The organism is Actinomadura sp. NPDC048394 (assembly GCF_040651755.1).
Lineage (GTDB): Bacteria > Actinomycetota > Actinomycetes > Streptosporangiales > Streptosporangiaceae > Spirillospora > Spirillospora montaniterrae.
The window spans coordinates 21,309-47,781 of the sequence record NZ_JBEZJL010000034.1 but is presented as its reverse complement, the minus strand read 5'-3'; the positions used below and the strand labels follow the sequence as shown (position 1 = coordinate 47,781).

The following is a 26,473-nucleotide window of genomic DNA, read 5'->3' as shown; positions in this document are numbered from 1 at the left end:
ATCCCCTCCCATCGGGGAGGGGGGAGAGTCAACAGTTCACGCTCCTTCGGCGGACGGAGACCAGCAGGGTCTCGACGCGGTCGCGGTCGGGTTCGGGGGGCAGCGGGCTGCGGTCGAGGGCGCCGTCCAGGCCGGCGGTGAGGGAGGCGCGCCAGCGCTCGATCTCGTCCCAGCCGGTCTCGCCGCGCCGGACGGCGAGCAGCCGGTCGCGCAGGGCGCCGACGTCCACCAGCGGCTCGCCCGTCCGGACCAGGTGCTCGCCGCTCAGCAGCAGGCGCAGCAGGTGCATCACGTGCTTCCACTTCGGCTCGCCATGGTTGCGCAAGTCGCCTTGCAGCTTGCGGAACTGCGCGTCGGCATAGCGCAGGAAGGTGCGGTGCGCGTGCCGGGACAGGAACGCGTCCCGGACGGCCAGCAGCTCCTCCCCGACCGGCGTGACCGTCTCGACGATCGGCGACCAGAGGCACTCCAGGACGGTCGGGTTCGCGGCCAGCGCCAGCTCGCAGAACCGTTCCAGCTCCCACGAGAACTGCTCGGGCAGCGGGCCGTCCAGATGGGTCGGCGGCTTGGTGAAACGCCAGAACAGCGGGGCGGGCGCGGCGAACACGCCGCGCCGGTCGGTGTCGCTGTCCCCGGTCGCGAGGCCGTACGCGCGCGAGCCGGTGACGACCGACAGCACGGTGTGGTCGCGGACGAGCCGGAGGTCTTCGGAGGTCACGGACGAAGCCTGGCGCAGGCGCCCGCCGGCGCGCCACCGGGTTTGCCCGCGCGCTGTAAGGGGTTACGGCTCCGCAACAGACTTGCAGAAAGTTTCTGCAAGCTATTTACGAGCCTGCAAGCCGTTGCTAACGTCCCGGTCCAGCCACCCCAATCCCGGACCTGCGGGGCGACGTCCGCGTCCCGCGAAGGAGGACCCCATGCGGCGCATCCCCCCGATCGGCGCCCCGAGAAGCACCGGCCCCCTCGGCACCGGCCCTCTTGTCACCGGCACCGTCGTGTGCGCCGCCCTCGCGCTGTCGCTCTCCGCCTGCGGCGGGGACGACGGAGGCGGCTCCAAGGGCAGCGCGGGCACGGCGAGCCTCACCGGCCGCGGCCCCATCACGTTCGTCACCGGCAAGGACCGCTCCGGCTACCTGCAGAAGCAGCTGGACGGCTGGAACGCCGACCACCCGCAGGAGAAGGTCCGGGTCATCGAGCTGCCGGACGAGCCGAACGACCAGCGCCAGCAGATGATCCAGAACGCGACGACGAAGTCCGACGCGTACACGGTGCTGAACCTGGACGTCGTGTGGACCGCGGAGTTCGCCGCCAACCGCTGGCTGACGCCGCTGCCCAAGGACAAGATCGACCTGGCGAAGATGCTGCCCGCGACCGTCACGACCGGGCAGTACCGCGGCAACCTGTACGCGGTGCCGTCCACGTCCGACGCCGGGATGCTGTACTACCGCAAGGACCTGCTGGCCAAGGCCGGGATCTCCGCGCCGCCGAAGACCTACGCCGAGATGTGGGCCGACTGCGACAAGGTCAAGAAGCTGCCCGAGGGCAAGGGCGTCGACTGCTTCTTCACCGAGGTCAACAAGACCGAGAGCGTCACCATCAGCGCGGTCGAGGCGATCGGCAGCGCCGGCGGGTCGATCGTCGGGCCGGACGGGAAGCCGACGCTGAACACGCCGCAGGCCAAGCAGGGCCTGGAGTTCCTCGTCAACGCCAAGAAGGACGGCCGGATGCCGAAGGAGGCCGTCACCCTCGACACCGAGGGCGGCCGCCGCTACTTCCAGTCCGGCAAGCTGCTCTTCCAGCGGCAGTGGCCGTACCAGTACGCGCTCGCCGACAAGGACGACGGGTCGTCGAAGGTCGCGGGCAAGTTCGCGGTCGCGCAGCTGCCCGGCCCGAACGGCCCCGGCGTCGCCAACCTCGGCGGCCACAACCTGGCGATCTCCGCGTTCGCCAAGAACAAGGCGACCGCGCTCGACTTCATCCGGTACCTGACCGGCGAGCAGTCGCAGCGCGCGAACCTCCTCGCCACCTCGCAGGCGCCGACGCTCGCCTCGCTCTACGACGACCCGGAGATGACGAAGAAGTTCCCGTACCTGCCGGTGCTGAAGCAGGCCATCACCAACGCCCGGCCGCGCCCGGTCGCGGTCAAGTACGGCGACGTCACCGCCGCGATCCAGGGCGACGTCTACGACGCGGTGACCGGCAAGAAGACCGTCGACCAGGCGCTGACCGACCTGCAGGGCAAGCTCGGTCCGCTGACCGCGCAGTGAGCGGCATGACCACCACGTACGACGGCACGCCGTCCGCCGCGGACACCGCCGCGGCGGACGGGGCGCGCCCGCGCAGGCGCGACGTGCAGGGCACGAAGCGGCTCGCCGCCCTGCTGCTGTCCCCGACGCTGCTCGTTCTCGCGCTGGTCATCGGCTATCCGGTGCTCGCCGGGTTCCGCGAGTCGCTGTACGCGCGCGGCGAGGGCCTCGACGCCAACGGGTTCGTCGTCCAGGGCGAGCGGTTCGTCGGCCTGGACAACTACACCGCGATCTTCCACGGCGACCGCGGCGACGCGTTCTGGAACGCCTTCGGCAACACGACGTTCTTCACCGTCACCACCGTCGTGCTGGAGACGGTGATCGGCGTCGCGATGGCGCTGATCATGCAGCAGGCGTTCCGCGGCCGGGGGTTCGTGCGGGCCAGCATCCTCGTCCCGTGGGCGATCCCCACCGCGATCTCCGGGCTGCTGTGGCGGTGGATCTTCCAGGCGGACGGCGCCGCGAACGCGGTGCTGCGCCACCAGGTCCTGTGGACCGCCGACGGCTTCCAGGCGAAGACGGCGGTCGTCATCGCCGAGGTCTGGAAGACCTCCCCGTTCATCGGGCTGCTCGTCCTCGCCGGCCTGCAGATGATCCCGCGCGACGTCTACGAGGCGGCCCGGGTGGACGGCGCCGGGCCCGTCCAGCAGTTCTGGCGGATCACGCTGCCGCTGGTCAAGCCGGCGCTGCTGGTCGCGGTGCTGTTCCGGATGCTGGACGTGCTGCGGATGTTCGACCTGCCCGCGGTGCTGATCGGGGTGAACCAGAAGTCGGTGGAGACGCTGACGATGATCGCCTGGTTCGAGGCGTCCAACCTGCGGTACGGGTCGGCGGCGGCGTACGCGACGATCCTGTTCCTGTACATCGCGCTGATCGCGTACCTGTTCGTCAAGCTGCTCGGCGCCGACATCATCGGCGAGGCGCGGCAGCATGCGAAGCGGCCCCGCAGGCACCGGCCGGTGAAGGGGAAGCGGAAGAAGGTGACCGCATGACCGGGTCGCTGCCGAAGCGCGTCCTGTCCTACCTCGGCCTCGCCGTCGTGGCCGTGTACTGCCTCGCGCCGTTCTACTGGATGGCGGTGTCGGCGTTCCGGCGGCCGCAGGACCAGTTCGACAACTCGATCGTCCCCGCGCGCTGGTCGTGGGAGAACTTCCACGCGGTGTTCTCCGGCGACAACGGCTTCGGCCGCGCGCTGCTGAACAGCCTCGTCGTCGCGGGCTGCACCACCGTGCTGACCCTGCTCATCGGCACGTTCACCGCGTACGCGCTCGCCCGGCTGGACTTCCGGTTCAAGAACGCGGTGCTCGGGCTGATCGTCGCGACCACGATGTTCCCGGGAATCTCCCAGCTGGTGCCCTTGCTGAAGCTGTTCACGGACATCAAATGGATCAACACCTACCAGGCGATGATCCTGCCCAGCCTCGGGTTCGCGCTGCCGCTGTCGGTCTGGCTGCTCACCGCGTTCTTCCGGCAGCTGCCGTACGAGCTGGAGCAGGCCGCGATGGTCGACGGCTGCACCCGCGGCCAGGCGTTCCGCAAGATCATCATTCCGCTGGCGGCGCCCGGGGTGTTCACCACGGCGATCCTGACGTTCATCGCCGCGTGGAACGAGTTCCTCATCGCGCTGTCCATGGTCAACAAGAAGGAGATGCAGACCGCCACCGTGGCGATCTCCAAGTTCACCGGCGTGTCGGGCTTCGACCAGCCGTTCGGCACCCAGATGGCGGCGGGGGTCGTCGTGACCGTCCCGCTCATCGCCCTCGTGCTGGTCTTCCAGCGCCGCATCGTCGCCGGCCTCACCGCCGGCGGCGTCAAGTGACGGCCCGCACGTGACCCCGGCAAGCTCCCTACCCGAAGGACGTTCATGACGCAGGACACCCTCGCCGTCCCCGCACCGGGCTCCCCCGCCGGGGACCCCGCCCGCTGGTGGCGCGACGCCGTCATCTACCAGGTGTACGTGCGCAGCTTCGCCGACTCGGGCGGGGACGGCGTCGGCGACCTGCCGGGCATCCGGTCCCGGCTGCCGTACCTGGCCTCCCTCGGCGTGGACGCGCTGTGGCTGACCCCGTTCTACGTCTCGCCGATGGCCGACTTCGGCTACGACGTCGCCGACTACCGCGACGTCGACCCGCTGTTCGGCACGCTCGCCGACGCCCGCGGCCTGATCGCGGACGCGCACGAGCGGGGCCTGCGGATCATCGTCGACGTCGTCCCGAACCACACCTCCGACCGGCACGCCTGGTTCCGGGCGGCGCTCGCCGCCGCGCCCGGCTCGCCGGAGCGCGCCCGCTACGTCTTCCGCGACGGCCGCGGCCCGGACGGCGCCGAGCCGCCCAACGACTGGGAGTCGGTGTTCGGCGGCCCCGCCTGGACGCGGGTGCCGGACGGGCAGTGGTACCTGCACCTGTTCGCCGCCGAGCAGCCCGACCTGGACTGGGAGAACCCCGAGGTCCGCGCCGAGTTCGCGGACATCCTGCGGTTCTGGCTCGACCTCGGCGTGGACGGGTTCCGGGTCGACGTCGCGCACGGCATGGCCAAGGCGCCCGGCCTGCCCGACGTCGGGCACCCGGACCAGGTCGAGATGCTCGGCACCGACGTGCTGCCGTACTTCGACCAGGACGCCGTCCACGACATCCACCGCGAGTGGCGCCGCATCCTGGACGGCTACGGCGGGCAGCGGATCGCGGTGGCGGAGGCGTGGGCGCCGACCCCCGAGCGGCTCGCGCTCTACACCCGCCCGGACGAGCTGCACCAGGCGTTCAACTTCCACTACCTGACCGCGCCGTGGGACGCGGCGGGGATGCGGGAGGTGATCGAGAAGTCGCTGCGCACCGCGGGGGCGGTCGGCGCGCCCGCGACCTGGGTGCTGTCGAACCACGACGTGAAGCGGCACGTGACCCGCTACGGCGGCGGCGACACGGGCCTGCGGCGGGCCCGCGCGGCGGCGCTGCTGACGCTCGCGCTGCCCGGCTCCGCGTACGTCTACCAGGGCGAGGAGCTGGGCCTTCCCGAGGTGCTCGACCTGCCGGAGGAGTTCCAGCAGGACCCGCAGCGGCTGCGCGGCGAGGGCCAGGGCCGCGACGGCTGCCGCGTGCCGCTGCCGTGGGAGGGCGAGGAGCCGCCGTTCGGCTTCGGCGCGGGCGCCTCGTCGTGGCTGCCGATCCCGACGTCGTGGCGCGACCTGACCGTCGCGGCGCAGAGCGAGGACCCGGAGTCGATGCTCGCGCTGTACCGGACGGCGCTGCGCCTCCGGCACGAGCACCCCGCGCTCGGCGACGGCCCGATCCGCTGGCTGGACGGTCCCGAGGGCACGCTGTCGTTCGTCCGCGAGGACCCGGCGACGGGGCGCGCGTGCGCCTGCGTCGTGAACATGGGCGGCCGCCCGGTCCGCGTCCCCGCACGGGGCGGGCTGCTGCTCGCGAGCGGACCGGTCCACATTGACGGCGACACGGCCGAGCTCCCGCCCGACACCGCGCTGTGGCAGAGCCTTGAAGAGGGATAATTTGAGACCTATGACGACACGCCTGGCGGACATCGCCGCGCACGCCGGGGTGAGCGAGGCGACCGTGAGCCGGGTCCTGAACGGCAAGCCGGGCGTGTCCCCGTCCACCCGCCAGGCGGTGCTGACCGCCCTGGACGTGCTCGGCTACGAGCGGCCGGCCCGGCTGCGCCAGCAGCGGGCCGGGCTGATCGGGCTGATCATCCCGGAGCTGACCAACCCGATCTTCCCGGCGTTCGCCGAGGTCATCGAGAGCGCGCTGGCCCGGCACGGGTACATGGCGGTGCTGTGCTCGCAGGCGCCGGGCGGGGTCGCCGAGGACGACTACATCGAGATGCTGCTGGAGCGCGGCGTCGCCGGGATCATCTTCGTCAACGGGCTGCACGCCAACGCCCGCTCGGACCGGGCCCGGTACGTCCGGCTGATCGAGCAGGCGCTGCCGGTGGTGCTGGTGAACGGGTACCGGCCCGACATCGACGCGCCGTTCATCTCCAATGACGACGTCGCGTCGCTGGAGGCGATCGTCGGGCATCTGGCCGCAATGGGCCACCGCCGGATCGGGCTGGCGATCGGGCAGGACGTGTACGTGCCGACGCGGCGCAAGACCGAGGGGTTCCGGCGCGCGATGGCGGCGCACACCGGGCTGCCGGCCGACGAGGTGGACTCGCTGGTCGTCAACACGATGTACACGGTCGAGGGCGGGCAGGCGGCGGCGGCGAAGCTGCTGGACGCCGGGTGCACGGCGATCTGCGGCGGCAACGACATCATGGCGCTCGGCGCGATCCGCGCGGCCCGGGCGCGCGGCCTGCGGGTGCCCGAGGACGTGTCGGTGACCGGCATGGACGACTCGCTGCTGACCGCCTACCTCGACCCGCCGCTGACCACGATCCGGCAGGCCGTGCGGGAGATGTCGATGGCGGCGGTGAGCACGGTGCTGGACGAGATCCGGGGCGCGCGCTCCCCCCGGACGGAGCTGCTGTTCCGTCCGGAGCTGGTGGTGCGGCGGTCCACGGCGCCGGTCCCGTCGGCCCCGCCCCCGGCCCGGCGGCTGTCCACCGTACAGGAGGGCTGAGCCGGGCCCCGCTCGGGGCCCGGCCGGTTCTGTCCGAGTTGTAACGGTTGTGTTGCGGCGGATTGACAGTGAGGCGGCTCACGGTCTTTCCTTCGTGGGAGCGCTCCCACGCAATGGAAGACACAACCTGAGAGGGGTCCGCCATGAGGGCCATCATGCGGCGCGGACTGGGTACGGCGATGGCGGTCATGCTCGCCGGCGGTCTCGCGGCCGCCTGCGGCGGGGACGACAAGAAGGACTCGGACTCGGGGCCGGTGACGCTCACCGTCGACGTGTTCGGCGAGGTCGGCTACGACCAGCTCTACAAGCAGTTCGAGCAGTCCCACCCCGGCGTCACCGTCAAGCAGCGCAAGGTCTCCGACCTGGACACGTACAAGCCGCGCATCCAGCAGTGGATGGCCACCAACAGCGGCGCCGGAGACGTGGTCATGCTGGAGGAGGGCATCCTCCCGCTCTACATGCAGCAGCGGGCGAAGTTCCTCAACCTGTTCGACTACGGCGGCAAGGCCCTGCAGGACAAGTTCCTGCCCTGGAAGTGGCAGATGGGCCTCAGCCCCGACGGCAAGCAGCTGGTCGGGCTCGGCACCGACGTGGGCCCGCTCGCCATGTGCTACCGCAAGGACCTGTTCAAGAAGGCGGGCCTGCCGACCGACCGCGAGGCCGTCGGCAAGCTCTGGCCGACGTGGGACGCGTTCCTGCAGACCGGGCAGAAGTTCCAGCAGAAGGTGTCCGGCACCAAGTGGCTCGACGGCCCGACCGGCCTCTTCCGCGCCACCGTCCTGCAGAACGCCGGCGCCGGCCCCGGCTACAGCTTCTTCGACAAGGACGACAAGTTCGTCTTCGACACCAACCCGGCGGTGAAGCAGGCGTTCGACACCGCGCTGAAGTTCGAGCAGGGCAAGCTCACCTCCGACATGTCGATCTTCACGCCGCCGTGGCAGGCCGGCCTCAAGCGCGACACGTTCGCCACCGTGCCCTGCCCGTCCTGGATGCTCGGCGGCATCGAGCAGTTCTCCGGCGCGTCCGGCAAGGGCAAGTGGGACGTGGCCACCACGCCGGGCGGCTCGGGCTACTGGGGCGGCTCGTGGCTCGCCGTCCCCAAGCAGACCAAGCACCCGAAGCAGGCCGCCGCGCTCGCCGAGTTCCTGACCTCCCCGCAGGGGCAGATCGGCGCGTACAAGGCCGCCAACACCTTCCCGTCCTCGCCGCAGGCCGAGCAGGACCCGGCCGTCGCCGGCTCCACCAGCGCCTACTTCAGCGACGCCCCCGCCGGCAAGATCTTCGGTGACCTGGTCGCCGCGGTGAAGCCGGTCCACCTCGGCCCGAAGAACGAGGACGTCCGGGCGGCCGTGGAGAACGTGCTGATCTCGGTCGGGCAGGGCAAGGTCAAGCCGGACGAGGCCTGGTCCAAGGCCGTCGACGCGGCCAAGAAGGCCGCCAGGTAGCCGCCTCCCGCCGCGGCGGCGGCGCCGTGCCCCACCTCCCCGTACGGCGCCGCCGCCGTTCCCTTCCCCGCTCAAGTCCCGTCCTCGGAAAGGAGGCGCAAGGCCATGGCCACCGAACTGCGCCCCAGCCGGAACGGCCCCCAGCATCCCCCGGCGCAGGCCCCTCCGGCGGCCCGCCGCTCCCTGCGGTCCCGGCTGACCCGGCTCGACGTGAAGGGCGCGCCCTACGCCTTCATCTCGCCGTTCTACATCGTCTTCGCGATCTTCGGCGCGTTCCCGCTGGTCTACACGCTGTGGGTGTCGCTGCACGACTGGGAGCTCGCCTCCGGCACCCGCAAGTGGGTCGGCTTCGACAACTACAAGTACCTGTGGAGCGACCCCGACTTCTGGCACGCGACGGTCAACACGCTCGCCATCTTCGTGCTGTCGACCGTGCCGCAGCTGCTGATCGCGCTGTTCATCGCCAACGCGCTCAACCGGCGGATGCGCGTGCCGACCCTGTTCCGGATCGGCATGGTCGCGCCGCTGGTCACCTCGACCGCCGCCGTCGCGATCGTGTTCACCCAGATGTTCGACCACGACTGGGGCATGATCAACTGGGCGCTCGGGCTGGTGGGCATCGACCCGATCGCCTGGTCCACCAGCCGCGGCTGGTCCTGGGTGGCGATCGCCACCATGGTCGACTGGCGCTGGACGGGCTACAACGCGCTCATCTACCTCGCCGCCATGCAGGCGATCCCGAAGGACCTGTACGAGGCCGCCTCGATCGACGGCGCGTCCCGGATCCGGCAGTTCTGGCAGATCACCGTGCCGATGCTGCGCCCCACGATCATCTTCACCACGATCATCGCGACCATCGGCGGGCTGCAGCTGTTCACCGAGCCGGTCCTGTTCAGCGTGGGGACGCCCAACAAGATGGACGGCGGCCCGCTGCACCAGTTCCAGACGCTGACGATGTACATGTACGACAACGCCTTCGGCCATGACCGGTACGGCTACGGCGCCACGATCGCGTGGGCCCTGTTCGTGTTGATCATCCTGTTCTCGCTGATCAACTTCCTGTTCGTGCGGCGCACGGGAGGCACCAAGTGACCACGCTCCTGGCCGGTCCCGGCGACGCCCGGCACGCGCGCGCCGGCGGCCGTCCCCGCCGGCTCCACAGCCTGTGGAACGCCAGCCCGCTGACCTACCTCACGCTGATCGTCGCGCTCGCCCTGTCGGTCTTCCCGATCTACTGGATGATCGCGGTGGCGACCCGCACCAACGACGTCGTCTCCGACGTCCCGCCGCCGCTGCTGCCCGGCGGGCACGGCGGCAGCAACGTGCACCGGCTGTTCGACAACCCCGACGCCTACTTCGCCAAGGGCCTGCTGAACTCCGCGATCGTCTCGGCGTGCGTGACCGTCTCCACCGTGTTCTTCGCCTCGCTGGCCGGCTTCGCGTTCGCCAAGCTGCGCTTCCGCGGCAAGAACGCGCTGCTGGTGACGATCGTCGGGACGATGATGATCCCGGTGCAGATGGGCATCATCCCGCTCTACATGATCATGGTGAAGCTGGGCTGGCAGAACCATCTGCAGGCGGTGATCGTCCCGTTCCTCGTCACCGGGTTCGGCGTGTTCATGATGCGGCAGTACGCCGACCAGGCCGTCCCGGACGAGCTGATCGAGGCGGCCCGCGTGGACGGCTGCACGACGTTCGGCATCTACTGGCGGGTCGTGCTGCCCGCGCTGCGCCCCGCCGCGGGCGTCCTCGGCCTCTTCACGTTCATGCAGTCCTGGAACGACTTCATGTGGCCGCTGGCGACGCTCAGTCCCGAGAACCCCACGGTGCAGCTCTCGATCAACAACCTGGCGAACGCCCACTTCTCCGACTACACGCTCATGTTCGCCGGCACCACCGTGGCGGTCCTGCCGCTGCTCGTGGTGTTCGTCCTGTTCGGCCGCCAGATCATCGGCGGAATCATGGAAGGTGCAGTGAAGGCGTGACCTCTCTGGAATCCAGCGCCGTTCAGGACGACGCCGGCGCCCGCGACGCCGGCCCGCGGTTCCCCACCGGGTTCCGCTGGGGCGCCGCCACGGCCGCCTACCAGATCGAGGGGGCCGCGGACGAGGACGGCCGCGGGCCGTCGGTCTGGGACACCTTCGCGCGCACCCCGGGCAAGGTCCTCGGCGGCGATACAGGGGACGTCGCCGTGGACCACTACCACCGGTATCCCGAGGACGTCGCGCTGATGCGCGACCTCGGGCTGTCCTCCTACCGTTTCTCCATCTCCTGGCCCCGGGTGCAGCCGTCCGGGGCCGGGGCCGCCAACGAGCGGGGGCTCGACTTCTACCGGCGCCTCGTCGACGCGCTGCTGGAGGCGGGGGTCGAGCCCTGGCCGACGCTCTACCACTGGGACCTGCCGCAGCCGCTGGAGGACGCGGGCGGCTGGCCCGAGCGGGAGACCGCGTACCGGTTCGCCGACTACGCGGGGCTCGTCCACGAGGCCATCGGCGACCGGGTGAAGCACTGGACGACGGTGAACGAGCCGTGGTGCGCGGCGTTCCTCGGGTACGCGTCGGGGGACCACGCGCCGGGCCGCCTCGACCCGTCCGGGTCCCTGCTGGCCGCGCACCACCTGATGCTGGCGCACGGCCTGACGGTGCAGGCGCTGCGGGCCCGCCGGCCGGACAACCTGTTCGGCGCGGCCGTCAACCTGTACGCGGTCTCCCCGGCGACCGACGACCCCGCCGACGTGGACGCGGCGCGCCGCATCGACGGCCTGCAGAACCGGCTGTTCCTCGACCCGCTGCTGCTCGGCCGCTACCCCGAGGACGTCCTCGCCGACACGGCCCGGCACGGGTTCGAGCCCGACGCCGCGGACCTCGCCGTCATCAACCAGCCGATCGACCAGCTCGGCATCAACTACTACACGCGGCACACGGTCGCGGGGACGCCCGGGGAGGCGGCGCAGACGGCGTCGGGGCCGTTCGCCGTGCACTCGCCGTGGGTGGGCAGCGAGCACGTCCGGTTCGTCGCGGCGGGGCGGCCTACGACCGGGATGGGCTGGGAGATCGACGAGGGCGGGCTGCACGAGGTGCTGACCCGGGTGCACCGCGAGTACCCGGCCGTCCCGCTGTACATCACCGAGAACGGCGCGGGCTACGACGAGACGCCGGACGGCGATGGCACGGTCCACGACGCGGGGCGCATCGCCTACATCGACGCGCACCTGCGCGCGTGCCACGCCGCCATCGCCGACGGCGTCCCGCTGGCGGGCTATTTCACATGGTCGCTGCTGGATAATTTCGAGTGGGCTTGGGGCTACTCCAAGCGCTTCGGGCTGGTTCACGTGGACTATGCGACGCAGCGCCGGACGCCCAAGGACAGCGCGCGCTGGTACTCGGACGTGATCCGGCGGGGCGGCCTGCCCGGGGGCGGCTGACGCGCCGCGGAGATCGGCACACCGGCCGGGCGGTCCCGCCCGGCCGGCCGGGCCGGCGCGCCGCTGGCCGGCGGCCCGGCGGGGCGGCGACGACGCCGCAGGAACGACGGAGGGGGCCTGATGACGCAGAGGGGCACGCGCCCGACCCTGGAGGAGGTCGCGGCGCGCGCCGGGGTCGGCCGCGGCACGGTGTCCCGGGTGGTCAACGGGTCGCCGCGGGTCAGCGAGCGGGCCCGGCAGGCGGTGCTGAAGGCGATCGACGAGCTCGGGTACGTGCCGAACCGCGCGGCCCGCACGCTGGTCACCCGGCGCACCGACACGGTCGCGCTGGTGGTCGCCGAGTCCGACCAGCGGCTGTTCGGCGAGCCGTACTTCGCCGGGATCATCCGCGGGATCAGCAACGGCCTCGGCGACACCGGCCTGCAGCTGCTGCTCGCGCTCGCCCGCTCCCCCGCCGAGTACGCGCGCCTCGAGCACTACCTGACCACCCAGCACGTCGACGGGGTGCTGCTGACCTCGCTGCACGCCGAGGACCCGCTGCCCGCGAAGCTGGAGGCCAACGGGGTGCCGACGGTGCTCGGCGGCCGGCCGCCGGGGCTGTCGCCGGTCAGCTACGTCGACGTCGACAACCGGCTCGGCGCCCGCGAGGCCGTCGGGCACCTGATCGCCGGGGGGCGGCGCCGGATCGCGACGATCGCCGGCCCGCAGGACATGGGGGTGGGCATCGACCGGCTCGCCGGCTACCGGGAGGCGCTCGGCGAGGCGGGGCTGCCGGAGTACGTCGCGTTCGGCGACTTCGGCGAGGCCACCGGCATCGCCGCCGCCGAGCGGCTGCTGTCCGGCGAGCCCGCGGTGGACGCGGTGTTCGCCGCGAGCGACCCGATGGCGCTCGGCACGCTGCGGGTGCTGCGCCGGCTCGGCCGGCGCGTCCCCGACGACGTCGCGGTGATCGGCTTCGACGACTCGGCCGCCGCGCCGCTCGCCGACCCGCCGCTCAGCAGCGTGCACCAGTCGCCGGAGGAGATGGGCGTGGCGATGGCGCGGCTGCTGGTGTCCCGGATCCGCGGCGAGGCCGTCGCCGACCCGGTCGTCATCATGCGCCCGCACCTCGTCCTCCGCGAGTCCGCGTAGCCTGGCGCCGCGTCGAGATCTCGGCCCGCCGCCGGCCTCCGCGGGCCGACCGGGGACGCGCCGTCCGGCGTATGATCGTCTTCGGCATGACGGGCGCGGAGACGAGGACCATGGGATACGAACCGACCGAAGACGAGCTGGTCCACCTGCGGCGCGCCGTCGCGCTGGCCGCCGAGGCGCTGGCCGGCGGGGACGAGCCGTTCGGCACCGTGCTGGTCTCGGCGTCCGGCGAGGTCCTGTTCGAGGACCGCAACCGCACCGCCGGCGGCGACCAGACGCGGCACCCGGAGTTCGAGGTCGCGCGCTGGGCCGCCGCGAACCTGGCGCCGGACGAGCGCGCCGCCGCCGTCGTCTACACCTCCGGCGAGCACTGCCCGATGTGCTCGGCCGCGCACGGCTGGGTCGGCCTCGGCCGCATCGTCTACGTGCACTCCTCCGCGCAGGTGGGCGCGTGGCGCGCCGCGCTGGGCGTGCCGCCGTCGCCGGTCAACGCGATCCCGATCCAGGACGTGGTGCCCGGGATCCGGGTGGACGGGCCCGTCCCCGCGCTGGAGGCCGAGGTCCACGACCTGCACGTGCGCGCCTGCTCCTGAGTCCCGCCGAGCGGGACCGTTCCACGGGGCCCGGCGCGCCGCGGCTTGAATGGCCGGACGTCCCACCGTCAGGAGACCCGTATGCCCGACAGACCCCGCAGGCCCGACGCCCTCCCGGCCGACCAGGCCGTCCGGAATCTGATCTTCGCCTACGCCGAGGCCGTCGACCGCGGTGACTTCGCCGCGATCGGCGCGCTGTTCGCGCACGGCGACTTCGCCGGCAGCGGCGGCGCCCTGACCGGCGGCGCGGTGGCGCGGATGTTCGAGAAGACGATCATCCTGTACGACGACGGTACGCCCCGCACCAAGCACGTCACGACCAACGTCGCCATCGAGCTGGACGGCCCGGTGGCCACGGCCAAGTCGTACTTCACGGTCATGCAGGCCACGCCGGACCTACCCTTCCAGGCGATCTGCGCCGGCCGCTACGACGACCGTTTCGAGCTGCGCGACGGCGCGTGGCGCTTCGCCGAACGCCGCATCACCCTGGAACTCGTCGGCAATGTGGCCCACCACCTGCGCCGCCCCGACACCCTCCCCGCACACCTCCGCCCCGCCGCTCCCCAATGAGGCGCGGCGTGCTGCCGTCATGAGCGGAAGGCTTCGTCCAGGGCGTCGATGATGCGGGTGAAGGTCTCGTCCAGGGACTCCGGCAGGCCGAAGGCCGCGTCCCGCTCCAGCGACGCGAACCCGTGGCAGGCGATCCGCCACATGCGGATCGCGTGGACCAGGTCGCCGCCCTCGAGCCGGTAGCCCCTGAACGCGGACGTGATGACGGCGATCGCCCGGTCGGAGACCGCTTCGTGCTCCGCGTCGCCGGGTGCCGGGGCCCGGACGCTCGCGGCGTACCGTCCGGGATGCGCGGCGGCGTAGCCGCGGTAGGCGGCCGACAGCTCCGCGAGCGCCTCCCGCCCGGTGACGCCCGCGACGGCCGCCGCGAGCCGCGCCGTCATCTCCTCGACGGCCAGCATCGCGATGCCGCGCTTGACCGCGTCCAGCCCGTCGACGTGCTTGTACAGCCCGGGCAGCGACACCCCGCACCGCTTCGCGACGGCCGCGAGGGTCAGCCGTTCGAGGCCCGTCTCGTCGGCGACCTCCGCGGCGACCTTGACGACCCGCTCCGGGGTCAGACCCGCGCGCGGCACGCCCTACCGGGCCTTCCGGGCGAGGGCGACACCGGCGCCGGTGACGAAGAGGATCAGCAGGGGCAGCGACACGTAGGCCAGCGTAGCGACGCCGGTGAGCAGCAGCGCGTACCCGATGCCGGAGCCGGCGATGGCGGCGGCCAGCGCGAACCCGGTCCATTCCAGCCAGCGCGGGAGCGCCCCGGCCAGCGCGCCCGCGGCGCCGACGGCCGCGAGGAAGAACATCTTGACGCCGTCCGCGCGGTTGAGCGCTTCCAGCAGCGCGTGCGCGGTCCCCGGCGTCGACGTGGCGACCAGCGCCAGCCCGATCGCGAACTGGACGAGCGAGATGACCGCCGCCACCAGCCCGGCGCCCGCCGCGATCCGCCCGGCCCGCGACCACCGGGCCGCCCGGCCGAGCGCGAGCGGGACGAGCACGAGCGCGGCCGCGGGCAGCCCCTCGGTGAGCAGGAACTGCACCGTCAGCGCGGCCCCGTGCCCCGCGTAGCCGCCGACGATCTCGCTCCCGCTCGCGCCGAACCCGGGCGCGGGCACCGGGACCGACAGCCCGGCCGCCCACGAGAGCGCGAACCCGATCCCGGCGACGCCCGGAACGCTCAGCAGCCCCTTGCGCGGCGCGGCGGTGATGGAGGCCATGTCACTCTCCCCTTGCTCGGTTAATCTCATTAACTTCAAGTTAATGGAACTAACTGAGGAGCGCAAGCCCTCTCGCATCGCCGCTCCTGAGACGCCAGCGCCCCGCCCCGGGTGGGGCGGGGCGGGGGCCTTCGGTCAGTGGAGGGTGAGGGTGGAGAGGCGGGCCTCGCCGGTGAAGACGAGGTAGAGGTCGTGGCGGCCGGTGGCGTGCAGGGCGGCCGTCACGTCCTTGTAGGTGTACTTGTCGCCGGTGGACGGGATCGTGAAGGTCGCGGCCACGGGCCCGGTCGGGCTGTCCAGGCGCGCCTGGACGGTGGTGGCGCCCGCGGCCGCGTTGGCGGCGCGGAGGGTGAGGCTGCCGTTCCTCAGGGCCGAGTCCTTGAAGGCGAGCCAGGAGCCTCCGGTGCCGGCGACCGCGTCACCTGCGGCCTTCGACTCGTCGACGAGCTGGACGGCGTTCTGGTCGTCGAAGTCGGCGGCGCGGGTCGTGCGGGTGAGGTCGCGGGCGGGGACGCGCTCGCCGTGGACGTCGACCGTGGCCCGCTGCCGGATGTCGGTCGACGACGAGCCGATGAGCACGTCCTGCTTGGAGGTCTCCAGCGTCCACTTGCCGCGGGTGACGTCCCAGGTCGCGAGGTCGGACGCGTTCACGCGGAGCGTCACCGAGGCCGTCTTGCCGGGGGCGAGATGGACCTTCTGGAAGGCGCGCAGCTGCTCGACGGGCTGCTTCACGCGGGACGTCCGCTGGTGCGTGTAGAGCTGGACGACCTCGTCCGCGGCCCGTTTGCCGGTGTTGGTGACCGGGACGGTGACGGTCAGGGTCTTGCCCCCGGCCAGTGAATGGCTGCTGAGTTTCGGCTCGCCGTACCGGAACGTGGTGTAGGTGAGGCCATAGCCGAACGGGTAGAGCGGCTTGCCCTTGTAGTACAGGTAGGTGCGGTCGGACTTGATGATGTCGTAGTCGAGGATGTCGGGCAGGTCGCTCTCGGAGCGGTACCAGGTCTGGGGCAGCTTCCCGGACGGGCTCTCGTCGCCGAACAGGACGGACGCGAGGGCGTTGCCGGTCTCGGCGCCGGCGTGGCTCGTCCACAGGATGGCCGGGACGTTCGACTGCTCCCAGGTCAGGGTCGTCGGGTAGCTGTTCTCCACGACGACGACCGTGTTCGGGTTGGCCTTGCGGACGGCCTTGATGAGCTCCTCCTGGCCTTCGGCGAGGGCCATCGTCGTGCGGTCGTGGTCCTCGCGGCCGTTGATGAACGGCATGCTGCCGACCACGACGACGGCGGTGTCCGCGCCGGCGGCGGCCTTGACGGCCGAGTCGACGCCACTGTTGACGACGTCCTTGGCGAAGGCGCTGGCGTCGTCCTTGGTGGTGAGGACGAGCGTGCCGTCGTCCTGGACCTTCACGTAGATCTTGGTCGGGTCGGCCCAGTCGTAGGCCTTCTCGTAGCCCGCGTAGCGCAGGAGGTAGTTCCCGTCCGGCTGCTTCTCCAGCTTGAACATCTGCTGGACGAACCAGCCGTTCGGCTGGTCCTGGTCGTTGGCGAAGGTGTTGCCGGAGTGGATGCCGACGGTCTTGCCGTTGGCGGCGGAGCGCAGCGTGACGATGCCCTGGCCCCAGTCGAACACGTCGAACTGGGTGGACGCGTCGGCGGTCGCCGGGCCGGTCTTGAGGACGGCCCCGGCGGCGGTGGTGCCGCCCGCCACGTACTTGCCGGTCTTCACGTCCTTGAGGGCGATGCGGTCGACGCCCTCGCTGGACGCGACGTTGCCCGCGCCGGCCTTGGCCTTGATGCCGTCCAGCGGCGTGACCTTGTACGGCAGCGAGCCGGAGTACCAGTCGGTGTAGAGGGTGTTCGAGAGCGGGCCGACGACGGCGACCTTCTTGCCGGACGCGAGCGGCAGCGCCTTGTTCTGGTTCTTGAGCAGCACCATCTGCTCGGTCGCGGCCTTGCGTTCGAGGGCGCGGTGGGCGGGGCTGTCGATGACGTCCTTCGTGATCTTCCCGTACGTGCCGCCGCCCGGGTCGAACTCGCCGAGCCGGACGCGGACGCTGAGGATGTCGCCGACGGCGCGGTCGAGGTCGGCCTCGCTGAGCAGGCCCTTCGCCAGGGCCGTCTTGACCGCGTTCACGGTGATGGACGAGTTGGTGTCGTCGGTGGTGAAGCTGTCGACGCCGGCCTTGATGGTGGCGGCGTCGCCGGTCGGCAGGTCCGGGTAGTACTGCTCGGAGCCGACGAGGTTGTTGGGCGCGCCCGCGTCGGTGACGTTGAGCAGCGTCCTGCCGCTCCACTTCCGCGCGTCGTTGACCAGCGGCGACGCGGTCGCCGGGCGTCCGTTGACCAGGTTGTAGGAGGTCATCAGACCGGTCGCGGCGTCCTGCTGGAGCGGCAGCTTGAACGGGACCTCGTCGTACTCCTTCAGAACGCGGGGCCGCACGCTGGACGACGTCTGGTCGCGGCGGATCTCGTTGTTGTAGGCGAGGTAGTGCTTGAGGACGGGCGCGGCCTTGAGGTGATCGGGGTCGTCGCCCTGCATGCCCTTGCCGTAGGCGGTGGCGAGCAGGCCGGTGAGCAGCGGATCCTCGGAGTAGCCCTCCTCGTTGCGTCCCCAGCGCGGGTCGCGCAGCAAGTTGACGACGGGCGCCCACAGTTGCAGGCCCCACACATCGGGATCGATGGTGTTGTAGCCGCGGGCCTCGTCGCCGACGGCCGACCCGATCTGCTTCATCAGCGCCGGGTCCCAGGTGGCGCCGAGGCCGACCGACTGCGGGAACACCGTGCCCTGCGCGGTCCGGACGGCGCCGGACGCGTTGACGTCGGTGGACCACGCGACGCCGTGCAGCGCCTCGGTGCCGGTCTTGAACCGCTTGATCCCGAGGCGCGGGATCGCCGGCTCGTACTGGTGCAGCAGCGAGACCTTCTCGTCGGTGGTGAGCCGTCCGAGCAGGTCCTTGACGCGGGCGTCGACGGACAGCCGCGGATCGCGGAACGGGTAGGTCTCGGCGGCCGACGCGGCGGGGACCGCCGTCACGGCGGCCGGCGCCGCGATCACGGCGGCGACGGCGAGGGACAGGGCCCGGCGGCGCCGGGCGGGGAAGCGGGGGGTGGGGCGGGTGGTGTGCACCTGTTCTCCTCTGTGGCTCGTCCCCCGAGTACGTACTGTCGAAGCGCTTCGACAACCGGGCCGCGCGGGCCCGGACGCATGCCTCCTTCGGGTCCGGCGGGGCGGGACGGTCAGCGCGGTGCCGGGGCGGAACTCGCGCGCGGGGTCAGGGTCGGCGGCAGCAGCGTCGCGGCCGGGACGTCCGCGCCGTCGAGCTTGCCCATCAGCAGCTCGACCGCGCGCCCGCCCACCTCCTGGGCCGGGATCGCGACGCCCGACAGCGGCGGCTCGGCGTGCTCGGCCATCTCGTCCGGGCAGATCGCGACGACCGAGACGTCGTGCGGGACGGCGCGCCCGTTCGCGCGCAGCGCCCGCACCACCGTGTCCACGACCGGCTCGTTGTGGACGAGGATCCCGGTCAGCCCGGGACGTTCGGCGAGCAGCCGGGCGACCAGCGCGCGGGCCGCCTCCGGGGTCGCCTCGCACGGGTGGACGCCGCCGGCGAGCCCGTGCTCGCGGACGGCCGCGCCGAACCCGTCCGCGACCCGCTGCGCGAACCCGGTCCGCCGCGCGTACACCTCGGGCGGCGAGCCGATCAGCGCGACCTCGCGGTGCCCGAGCCCGGCCAGATGCTCCACGCAGACCGCGCCGGCCGCGTGGAAGTCCAGGTCGATGCAGGTCAGGTCGCCCGCGTCGGCGGGGAAGCCGATGAGCACGCTCGGCCGGTCCAGGGAGCGCAGCAGCGGCAGCCGCGGGTCCTCCATCTGGACGTCCATCACGATGAGGGCGTCCACGAGCGCGCTGTCGGCGACGCGGCTCAGGCCGTCCTCGCCCTCCTCCTGGGTCAGCAGCAGGACGTCGTGGTCGTGCCGCCGCGCGGCGGTCACCACCGACATCGCGAACTGCATGACGACGGGCACCGCGATGCCCGAGCGCAGCGGGATCATCAGCGCGAGGACGTTGGACCGGCTGCTCGCCAGCGCGCGGGCGCCGGCGTGCGGGCGGTAGCCGAGCTCGCGGATGCTGTCGCGGACCCGCCGCCGGGTCTCCTCGGAGATCGTGCGCTTGCCGCTCAGCACGTAGGACACCGTGCTCGGGGACACCCCGGCGTGCCGCGCCACGTCGGTGATCTTGACCACGGACCGTCCCGTCGTCGAGCGGTTCACTGGGCGTCCGATGCTAGCGGCGCGGAGATCGCGTCGCGGTACCAGAACGCACTGTCCTTCCAGGTTCGTTCGCCCGTGCCGTAATCGACGTGGATCAGCCCGAAGCGCCGGTCGTAGCCGTACGCCCACTCGAAGTTGTCGAGCAGCGACCAGGCGAAGTACCCGCGCAGGTCGGCGCCCGCGTCGCAGGCGCGCCGAGCCGCGGCGATGTGGTCGCGCAGGTAGGCGATGCGGCGCTCGTCGCGGACCCGGCCGTCCACCACCTCGTCGTCGAACGCGGCGCCGTTCTCGGTGATCATCAGCGGCACGTCCGGGTACTCGCGGTGCAGCCGCAGCAGCAGCTCCTCCAGCCCGGACGCGTCGATCGGCCAGCCCATCGCCGTGTACGGGCCGGGCTGCCGCACGAACTCCAGGCCCTCGCAGCCGACGAACGGCGTCGCCGCGCCCCGCTTGTGGCCGTCGTCGTTCTCGCGCGGCGACGTCCCGTCCCACACCCGGACGAGCGTCGGCGAGTAGTAGTTGACGCCGAGGACGTCGAGCGGCGCGGCGATCACGTCGGCGTCGCCGTCCCGGACGAACGCCCAGTCGGTGATCTCCGCCGTGTCGGCGAGCAGGTCGGCGGGGTAGCCGCGGCCGAGCATCGGGTCGAGGAAGATCCGGTTCGCGACCGCGTCGGCCCGCCGCACGGCCTCGGCGTCGCCCCGCAGGTGGTGCAGGTTGAGGGTGACCGAGTGCCGCGCGGACGGCGACACGACGCCGCGCAGCGCCCGGACCGCCAGGCCGTGCGCGAGGTTGAGGTGGTGCGCGGCGGCGAGCGCGTCCGCCGGGTCGGTGCGGCCGGGCGCGTGGACGCCCGCGGCGTAGCCGAGGAACGCCGAGCACCACGGCTCGTTCAGCGTCGTCCAGGTGTCGACGCGGTCGCCGAGGACCCGGCCGGCGCGCTCGGCGTAGTCGGCGAAGCGGCGGGCGGTGTCGCGCTCCGGCCAGCCGCCCGCGTCCTCCAGCTCCTGCGGGAGGTCCCAGTGGTACAGGGTCGCGACGGGCGAGATCCCGTGTTCGAGGAGCTCGTCGACGAGCCGGGAGTAGAAGTCGAAACCCTTCTGGTTCGGTTTCCCCTCCGGCAGGACGCGGGACCAGGAAAGGGAGAACCGGTAAGCGCCGAGCCCGAGCCGCGCCATCGACGCGACGTCCTCTTTCCACCGGTGGTAATGGTCGGTGGCGACGTCGCCGGTGTCGCCGTTCAGCACCTTTCCCGGCGTGCGGCTGAAGGTGTCCCAGATGGACGGCGTGCGGCCGTCCTCGGCCGCGGCGCCCTCGATCTGGTAGGACGCGGTCGCCGCGCCCCACAGGAACCCCTCAGGGAAGCCCATCAGTTCTCCTCTTCCAGGGTGATGACGAGTTCGCCGCCGGCGGCCTTCACCAGGACTCCCTGCGGATGGGCGGACGCCTCGCCTCCGTCCACCGCCGCGACGCGCGCGTTCACTAGGAGAACGTTCCAGGCGCCCGCACCGGTCACCCGCAGCGTCGCACCGTTCCGCACGGTGGTGAAAGACGTTTCGCCGATCTGCGTGAGGACGTCCATCCCGTCGAATGATTCGTAGACGCGCAGCGTCACGCCGTCGGCGTGGTCGTAGTCGGGACGGTCGTCCACCGAGCCCTCGGGAATGACCGCGCCGGGACGGGCCAGCAACGGCACGCTGCCGAATCCGTGCCGTTCCTTCACCCACCGTCCGCCGTGCACCCGTTCACCGGTGAGGTAATGCGTCCACACGCCGTCCGGGACGTAGTAGGAGATGCCGCCGTCCGCCGAGAACACGGGCGCGACGAGCAGGTCGTCGCCGAGCATGTACTGGCGTTCGAGGTGCGTGCAGGCCGGGTCGTCCGGGAACTCCAGGACCATCGCCCGCATCATCGGCAGGCCCTCGCCGTACGCCTGCCGCGCCGCCGCCGAAAGGTAGGGCATCAGCCGCATCTTCAGTTTCGTGAAGTCGCGGAGGACGTCCACCGACTCGTCGTCGAACAGCCACGGCACCCGGTAGGAATGGCTTCCGTGCAGGCGGCTGTGCGAGGACAGCATCCCGAACGCGATCCACCGCTTGAACAGCGCCGGATCGGGCGTCCCCTCGAACCCGCCGATGTCGTGGCTCCAGTACCCGAACCCCGACAGGCCGAGGGAAAGGCCCCCGCGAAGGCTCTCCCCCATCGCCTCGAACGTCGATTCGCAGTCGCCGCCCCAGTGCACCGGGAAACGCTGCCCGCCGGCCGTCGCGGACCGGGCGAACACCACCGCCTCGCCCTCGCCGCGTTTCTTGCGCAGCAGCTCGAAGACGGTCTGGTTGTAGAGGTAGGTGTAATAGTTGTGCGCGCGTTCCGGGTCGGAGCCGTCGTGGTAGACGACGTCGGTCGGGATGCGCTCGCCGAAGTCGGTCTTGAAGCAGTCGACGCCCATGTCCATGAGCGCTTCGAGCTTCGCCGCGTACCATTCCCGCGCCTCGGGATTGGTGAAGTCGACCACCGCGAGGCCGGGCTGCCACTTGTCCCACTGCCAGACGTCGCCGTCCGGCCTGGTCAGCAGGTAGCCGCGGGCGCGGCCCTCCGCGAACAGCGGTGAGCGCTGCCCGATGTAGGGGTTGATCCAGACGCAGATCCGCAGCCCGCGCTCCTTGAGCCGGCGCAGCATCCCCGCCGGGTCCGGGAACACCCGCGGGTCCCATTCGAAGTCGCACCACTGGAACTCGCGCATCCAGAAGCAGTCGAAATGGAACACGCTGAGCGGCAGGTCGCGCTCCGCCATCCCGTCGATGAACGAGGAGACCGTCGCCTCGTCGTAGTCGGTGGTGAACGAGGTGGACAGCCACAGCCCGAACGACCAGTCCGGCAGCCGCGCCGGACGCCCCGTCAGCGCCGTGTACTTGCGCAGGATCTCCCGCGGCGACGGCCCGTAGATGACGAAGTACCGCATCGACTGGCCCGCGACGCTGAACTGCGTCCGCGCGACGGCCTCGGAGGCGACCTCGAACGACACGTGCCCGGGATGGTCGACGAAGACGCCGTAGCCCGCGTTCGTCAGGAAGAACGGCACGTTCTTGTACGCCTGCTCGCTGGCGGTGCCGCCGTCGGCGTTCCAGATGTCGACGGACTGGCCGTTCTTCACCAGCGGCCCGAACCGTTCGCCGAGCCCGTACACGAAATGGTCGACGCCGAGGTCGAGCTGCTCGCGCACGTAATGGCCGCCGTCGTCGGTGTCGATGACGGCCGTCGACTTCGGCGCCGTTCCGGTCAGCCGCCGTCCGCCCGCGAGGAAGTCGACACCCCATTCCCCGCCGCGCTTCACCCGCACCGTCAGCGCGCCGGACGTCAGCGTCGCCGCCTCGTCGTCGACGCGCACCTCGCCCGCCTGCTCGGCGGCGAGCTCGAACTCCGGGCCGCGCCGCCGCTCCCCCGCGAAATGGGTGATGGTGACGCCGATGACGTCCGGCATCGGCGAGGCGCAGTCGATCGTCACCACGGGGCCCTTGAGCAGGTCGCCCCGGTGCCGGATCCGCTGGACGGGCGCCTGCACCGAGAACGAGCCGGGCCCCTCCGCGACGTCGAGGACCTCCACCGGATGAACGGCGTGCACACCCTCGCGCATCATCCAGTAGCCGTCACTGAACTTCATTACTTGATTGCCCCCGCAGTCAGTCCGCGCGACAGGGTGCGCTGGAAGATGAGGAAGAACACGACGGTCGGGAGGAGGCCGAGGAGCGCGGCGGCGCTGGACATGGTGGCGTCCATGAGGCGCTGTCCCTGCAGCACGCCGAGCGCGACGGAGACCGTCTGGTTCTCGTTGGAGATGAGGAAGACCATGGGGATGAGGAACTCGTTCCACGTCCACACGAAGAAGAAGACGAGCAGCACGCTCAGCGTCGGCCGGACGACCGGGACGACCACCCGCCACAGGATCTGCCAGCGGTTCGCGCCGTCGATGCGGGCCGCCTCCAGCAGCGGCCGCGGGAACGCCGACATCACCGACGACAGCAGGTAGGTGCCGAACGCGCTCTGCACCACCGTGAACACGATGATCACGCTGAGCCGGGTGTCGTAGATGCCGAACTGCTTCGCCAGGTAGTACAGCGGGTAGACGAGCGCCTCCTGCGGCAGCGTGTTCGCCAGCAGCAGCAGCGCGAGCAGCCAGATGCGGCCCTTGATGCGGCCGATGCCGAGCGCGTAGGCGTTGAACACCGACAGCAGGACCGCGAGCACCGCGACCGAGCCGCTGACGAGGACGCTGTTGAACAGCACGTGCCCGAAGTCGACGCGGTCCCAGAAGTCGCTGATCGCGTCGAAGTTCAGCCCGGACGGCGGCGCGAGCGGCCCCTTGGACGTGTACTCCTGCGGCGTCTTCAGCGCGTTGAACACCACGACCAGGAACGGGATCAGCATGATCCCGGCCAGCGCCGCCAGCGCGACGAGCACCGCGTAGGCGGACGGGCCGCGGCGGCGCCTCCGCCGCGGGGCGCCCTGCCGGTCGCGCGCCGGCGCGCCCGGCTTGGTCATCGTCACGGTCATCGCTCCTCCCCCAGGTCACGTCCCTGCAGCCGCAGGAAGACGACGGTGAGCGCGATGATGACGAGCGTCAGCACGGTCGCGATCGCCGAGCCGTAGCCGACGTCGGACTTCTCGAAGAAGTTGACGTAGGAGTAGTACGACGGGACGTTCGTGGCGCCGCCCGGCCCGCCCTTCGTCAGGACGAAGATCTGCGGGAACGCCTTGAGCGCCGCGATCGTCGTCCACAGCAGCACGACGAAGATCTCCGGGCGGATCTGCGGGATCGTGATGTGCCGGAACCGTCGCGCCCACGTCGCGCCGTCGATCTCCGCCGCCTCGTACAGCGACGGGTCGACGCGCTGGAGCCCCGACATGAACACCACGAGCGGGAACCCGATCTGCATCCACACCATGACGCCGAGGACGGACCACAGCGCGGTGGACGGGTCGCCGAGCCAGTCGTGCGCGAGCGAGCCGAGCCCGACGTCCTTCAGCAGCGTGTTCACCGCGCCGTTGTCCGGCGCGAGCAGCCAGCTCCACACGACGCCCGCGATGACGACCGGCAGCACCTGCGGCAGGTACAGGCAGGCGCGCAGGACCGACGCGGCGCGCGGCCCGAAGTGCCGGTCGATCAGGTCGGTGAGGGCCGCCGCCAGCACCAGCCCGATCGCGGTCGGGACGATCGCCATCCCGACGATGACCAGGACGTTGTGCCGGAACGAGGCCCAGAACTCCCCGTCCTTCACGAGCTCCCGGTAGTTGCCGAGACCGGCCCAGGACGGGCTGCCGACGCCGGACCAGTCGGTGAAGCTCGTCCCGACGTTCATCAGGAACGGCACGCCGATGACGGCGGCGAACAGCAGCAGCCCGGGGATCAGGTACGGCAGGTAGGCGAGCTGCTCGCGCGCCCTCCCCCGGCCGTCCGGGCGGGACGCGGCGCCGGTGGCGGCGCCGCGTCCCTTCCGGGCCTCGTGGTGCGTCGTCACTTCGGCAGGCCGTCGTCGTAGGTCTTCTGGAGCGCGCCGAGCGCGTCGCCGGGCGCGCTGCCGTTCATGATCTTCTGGGTCTGCGCGACCCAGGCGTCGTAGAAGCCGGAGACCGGCCAGTCCGGGTAGTACGCGAGCTGATTGTTCTGCGCCAGCGTGGTGAAGTCGTCGGTGAGCTTCTTCACCTTCGGGTCGGTGATCGCCGACGGGTCGGCCGCGACGGGGATGCCGCCGAGGTTGCCGAGCATGTTCTGGACCTTCTTCTTCATCGTGATGTCGATGAAGTCGTAGGCGAGGTCCTTGTTCTTCGAGCCCTTGGGGACGACCCACAGGTTGCCGCTGGAGCCGAGCGTCATCTTCGCGCCGGGCCAGACGGAGGTCTCCCAGTCGAACTTGGCCTCCTTGGCGACCCGGCCGAACCACCAGGACCCGGAGAACATCATCGGGAACTTGCCGCCCATGAACGCGACGCCCGCGTCCTCGGCCTTCTGGCTCACCGAGTTCTTGGCGATGTAGCCCTTCTTCACCCAGTCGGCGAAGGTGGTGGCGCCGGCCGTCCAGGCGGCGTCCTTGAAGTTCGGCTTCGCGGTGTAGCGCTGGTAGGCGTCCACCCACGAGCGGTCGGGCGCCTTGTCGAGGGCGAGCTGGTAGACGAACTGCTGCGCCATGTACTCGGCGCCCGCGTTGGTCAGCGGCGTGACGCCCTTGGCGACGAACTTGTCCATCGCGGCGGTCAGCTCGGCGAACGTCGTCGGGATCTGGACGCCGTACTTCTTGAACAGGTCCTTGTTGTAGTAGACCTGCAGGTACTCGCCGTAGTTGGGGACGCCGTACCATTTGTCGCCGCCCATGGTGCCCTTGGCGTCGTACTTGGCGGTGACCTGGACGCCGGGGCTGATCAGCTTGTCCCAGCCGCGCTTGGTGACCTCGGGGGTGAGGTCCTGGAGGAGGCCCTGCTTGGACAGCATCCCCGCGGTGGCGTTGCCCTTGTTGTACTCCAGGACGTCGGGGGCGTCCTTGGAGTTGAGGACCATCGGCGCGGTCTTCTGGATCTGCTCGAAGCCCTTCTCCTCGAACTTCACCTTCACGCCGGGGTGGGCGGCCTCGAACTCCTTGATCGCCTCGTTCCACGCCGCGCCCATGGCGCTGTCGGGGGCCTCGTAGTGCCAGAGCTTGAGCACCTTGCCGTCGGAGCCGCCGCCGTCGCCGCCGCAGGCGGACAGCGACAGGGCCGCGGCGGCGAGGGCGGCGAGCAGCGCCGCGCTCCTGCCTGCCTTGAACATGGGGGATCCTTCGCGGGGGTGGGACCGGGAGGTCGGATCGATGGGGTGTCGAAGCGGGTTGTCGAAGCGCTTCGATTGACGGGGATGCTAAGCCCTCGGGAAGCCGCCGCACAATAGGGCGATCGGTGTCGGGCGGTGAAAATGGGCGCTGA

General features: G+C 71.3%; 22 protein-coding genes. 12 read left to right on the top strand and 10 right to left on the bottom strand.

All coding sequences use genetic code 11. The features are described from left to right. Window positions 1-28: 28 nt before the first annotated feature. Window positions 29-718, bottom strand: coding sequence for a nucleotidyltransferase domain-containing protein (locus tag AB0C78_RS24970; RefSeq protein ID WP_360751880.1), 690 nt, complete (start codon window positions 716-718; stop codon window positions 29-31). A gap of 199 nt (window positions 719-917) precedes the next feature. On the opposite strand from AB0C78_RS24970, the gene AB0C78_RS24965 reads away from it, so the two are divergent. The 12 genes from AB0C78_RS24965 (at window position 918) to AB0C78_RS24910 (ending at window position 14,040) form a co-directional block, all read left to right on the top strand. Continuing rightward, window positions 918-2,267: an ABC transporter substrate-binding protein gene (locus tag AB0C78_RS24965; RefSeq protein ID WP_360751878.1), complete on the top strand. Its 1,350-nt coding sequence runs from the start codon at window positions 918-920 to the stop codon at window positions 2,265-2,267. A gap of 5 nt (window positions 2,268-2,272) precedes the next feature. Continuing rightward, window positions 2,273-3,298 carry a sugar ABC transporter permease gene (locus tag AB0C78_RS24960; protein WP_360751875.1) on the top strand — a complete coding sequence of 342 codons (1,026 nt, stop codon included), beginning with the start codon at window positions 2,273-2,275 and terminating at the stop codon, window positions 3,296-3,298. Beyond that, window positions 3,295-4,125: a carbohydrate ABC transporter permease gene (locus tag AB0C78_RS24955; protein ID WP_360751873.1), complete on the top strand. Its 831-nt coding sequence runs from the start codon at window positions 3,295-3,297 to the stop codon at window positions 4,123-4,125. Before AB0C78_RS24960 ends, AB0C78_RS24955 begins: the two co-directional genes overlap by 4 nt. A 45-nt stretch (window positions 4,126-4,170) precedes the next feature. After that, entirely contained in the window at window positions 4,171-5,808 is a 1,638-nt protein-coding gene (locus AB0C78_RS24950) for a glycoside hydrolase family 13 protein (protein WP_360751870.1), read from the top strand. A gap of 10 nt (window positions 5,809-5,818) precedes the next feature. After that, on the top strand, window positions 5,819-6,877 hold the full coding sequence (locus AB0C78_RS24945; protein WP_360751868.1) for a LacI family DNA-binding transcriptional regulator: 1,059 nt from the start codon (window positions 5,819-5,821) through the stop codon (window positions 6,875-6,877). Between the two features lie 155 nt (window positions 6,878-7,032). Further along, window positions 7,033-8,322: an extracellular solute-binding protein gene (locus AB0C78_RS24940; protein WP_360751865.1), complete on the top strand. Its 1,290-nt coding sequence runs from the start codon at window positions 7,033-7,035 to the stop codon at window positions 8,320-8,322. A 105-nt stretch (window positions 8,323-8,427) separates the two neighbouring features. Next, the gene (locus AB0C78_RS24935) at window positions 8,428-9,414 is read left to right on the top strand and encodes a sugar ABC transporter permease (RefSeq protein ID WP_360751863.1); all 987 of its coding nucleotides are present in this window, start codon (window positions 8,428-8,430) and stop codon (window positions 9,412-9,414) included. After that, window positions 9,411-10,307, top strand: a complete 897-nt coding sequence (locus AB0C78_RS24930; RefSeq protein ID WP_360751861.1) for a carbohydrate ABC transporter permease — start codon at window positions 9,411-9,413, stop codon at window positions 10,305-10,307. The genes AB0C78_RS24935 and AB0C78_RS24930 overlap by 4 nt, the downstream gene beginning before the upstream one ends. A gap of 5 nt (window positions 10,308-10,312) precedes the next feature. Continuing rightward, entirely contained in the window at window positions 10,313-11,746 is a 1,434-nt protein-coding gene (locus AB0C78_RS24925; RefSeq protein ID WP_360752051.1) for a GH1 family beta-glucosidase, read from the top strand. Window positions 11,747-11,866: 120 nt separating this feature from the next. Further along, window positions 11,867-12,877 (top strand): LacI family DNA-binding transcriptional regulator, encoded by a 1,011-nt coding sequence (locus AB0C78_RS24920; protein WP_360751859.1) that lies wholly within the window; start codon window positions 11,867-11,869, stop codon window positions 12,875-12,877. A 110-nt stretch (window positions 12,878-12,987) separates the two neighbouring features. Next, window positions 12,988-13,470, top strand: a complete 483-nt coding sequence (locus AB0C78_RS24915; protein WP_360751856.1) for a nucleoside deaminase — start codon at window positions 12,988-12,990, stop codon at window positions 13,468-13,470. 81 nt (window positions 13,471-13,551) lie between these two features. After that, a complete protein-coding gene (locus AB0C78_RS24910) occupies window positions 13,552-14,040 on the top strand; it encodes a nuclear transport factor 2 family protein (protein WP_360751853.1) in 489 nt (162 codons plus the stop codon). A gap of 17 nt (window positions 14,041-14,057) precedes the next feature. On the opposite strand, the gene AB0C78_RS24905 is transcribed toward AB0C78_RS24910, so the two are convergent. The 9 genes from AB0C78_RS24905 to AB0C78_RS24865 form a co-directional block, all read right to left on the bottom strand. Next, window positions 14,058-14,615 carry a WHG domain-containing protein gene (locus AB0C78_RS24905; RefSeq protein WP_360751851.1) on the bottom strand — a complete coding sequence of 186 codons (558 nt, stop codon included), beginning with the start codon at window positions 14,613-14,615 and terminating at the stop codon, window positions 14,058-14,060. 3 nt (window positions 14,616-14,618) lie between these two features. Next, window positions 14,619-15,251, bottom strand: coding sequence for a hypothetical protein (locus tag AB0C78_RS24900; RefSeq protein ID WP_360751848.1), 633 nt, complete (start codon window positions 15,249-15,251; stop codon window positions 14,619-14,621). A 135-nt stretch (window positions 15,252-15,386) separates the two neighbouring features. Next, on the bottom strand, window positions 15,387-18,377 hold the full coding sequence (locus tag AB0C78_RS24895; protein WP_360751845.1) for a glycoside hydrolase family 3 C-terminal domain-containing protein: 2,991 nt from the start codon (window positions 18,375-18,377) through the stop codon (window positions 15,387-15,389). Between the two features lie 110 nt (window positions 18,378-18,487). After that, window positions 18,488-19,522 (bottom strand): LacI family DNA-binding transcriptional regulator, encoded by a 1,035-nt coding sequence (locus tag AB0C78_RS24890; protein ID WP_360751843.1) that lies wholly within the window; start codon window positions 19,520-19,522, stop codon window positions 18,488-18,490. Further along, window positions 19,519-20,892: a GH1 family beta-glucosidase gene (locus AB0C78_RS24885; protein WP_360751841.1), complete on the bottom strand. Its 1,374-nt coding sequence runs from the start codon at window positions 20,890-20,892 to the stop codon at window positions 19,519-19,521. Before AB0C78_RS24885 ends, AB0C78_RS24890 begins: the two co-directional genes overlap by 4 nt. Next, the gene (yicI, locus tag AB0C78_RS24880; RefSeq protein WP_360751838.1) at window positions 20,892-23,183 is read right to left on the bottom strand and encodes an alpha-xylosidase; all 2,292 of its coding nucleotides are present in this window, start codon (window positions 23,181-23,183) and stop codon (window positions 20,892-20,894) included. The genes AB0C78_RS24885 and yicI overlap by 1 nt, the downstream gene beginning before the upstream one ends. Then, window positions 23,183-24,073, bottom strand: coding sequence for a carbohydrate ABC transporter permease (locus AB0C78_RS24875; RefSeq protein WP_360751835.1), 891 nt, complete (start codon window positions 24,071-24,073; stop codon window positions 23,183-23,185). The genes yicI and AB0C78_RS24875 overlap by 1 nt, the downstream gene beginning before the upstream one ends. Continuing rightward, window positions 24,070-25,038 carry a sugar ABC transporter permease gene (locus tag AB0C78_RS24870; protein WP_360751833.1) on the bottom strand — a complete coding sequence of 323 codons (969 nt, stop codon included), beginning with the start codon at window positions 25,036-25,038 and terminating at the stop codon, window positions 24,070-24,072. The genes AB0C78_RS24875 and AB0C78_RS24870 overlap by 4 nt, the downstream gene beginning before the upstream one ends. Beyond that, on the bottom strand, window positions 25,035-26,321 hold the full coding sequence (locus tag AB0C78_RS24865) for an extracellular solute-binding protein (RefSeq protein ID WP_360751830.1): 1,287 nt from the start codon (window positions 26,319-26,321) through the stop codon (window positions 25,035-25,037). Before AB0C78_RS24865 ends, AB0C78_RS24870 begins: the two co-directional genes overlap by 4 nt. Window positions 26,322-26,473 lie beyond the last annotated feature (152 nt).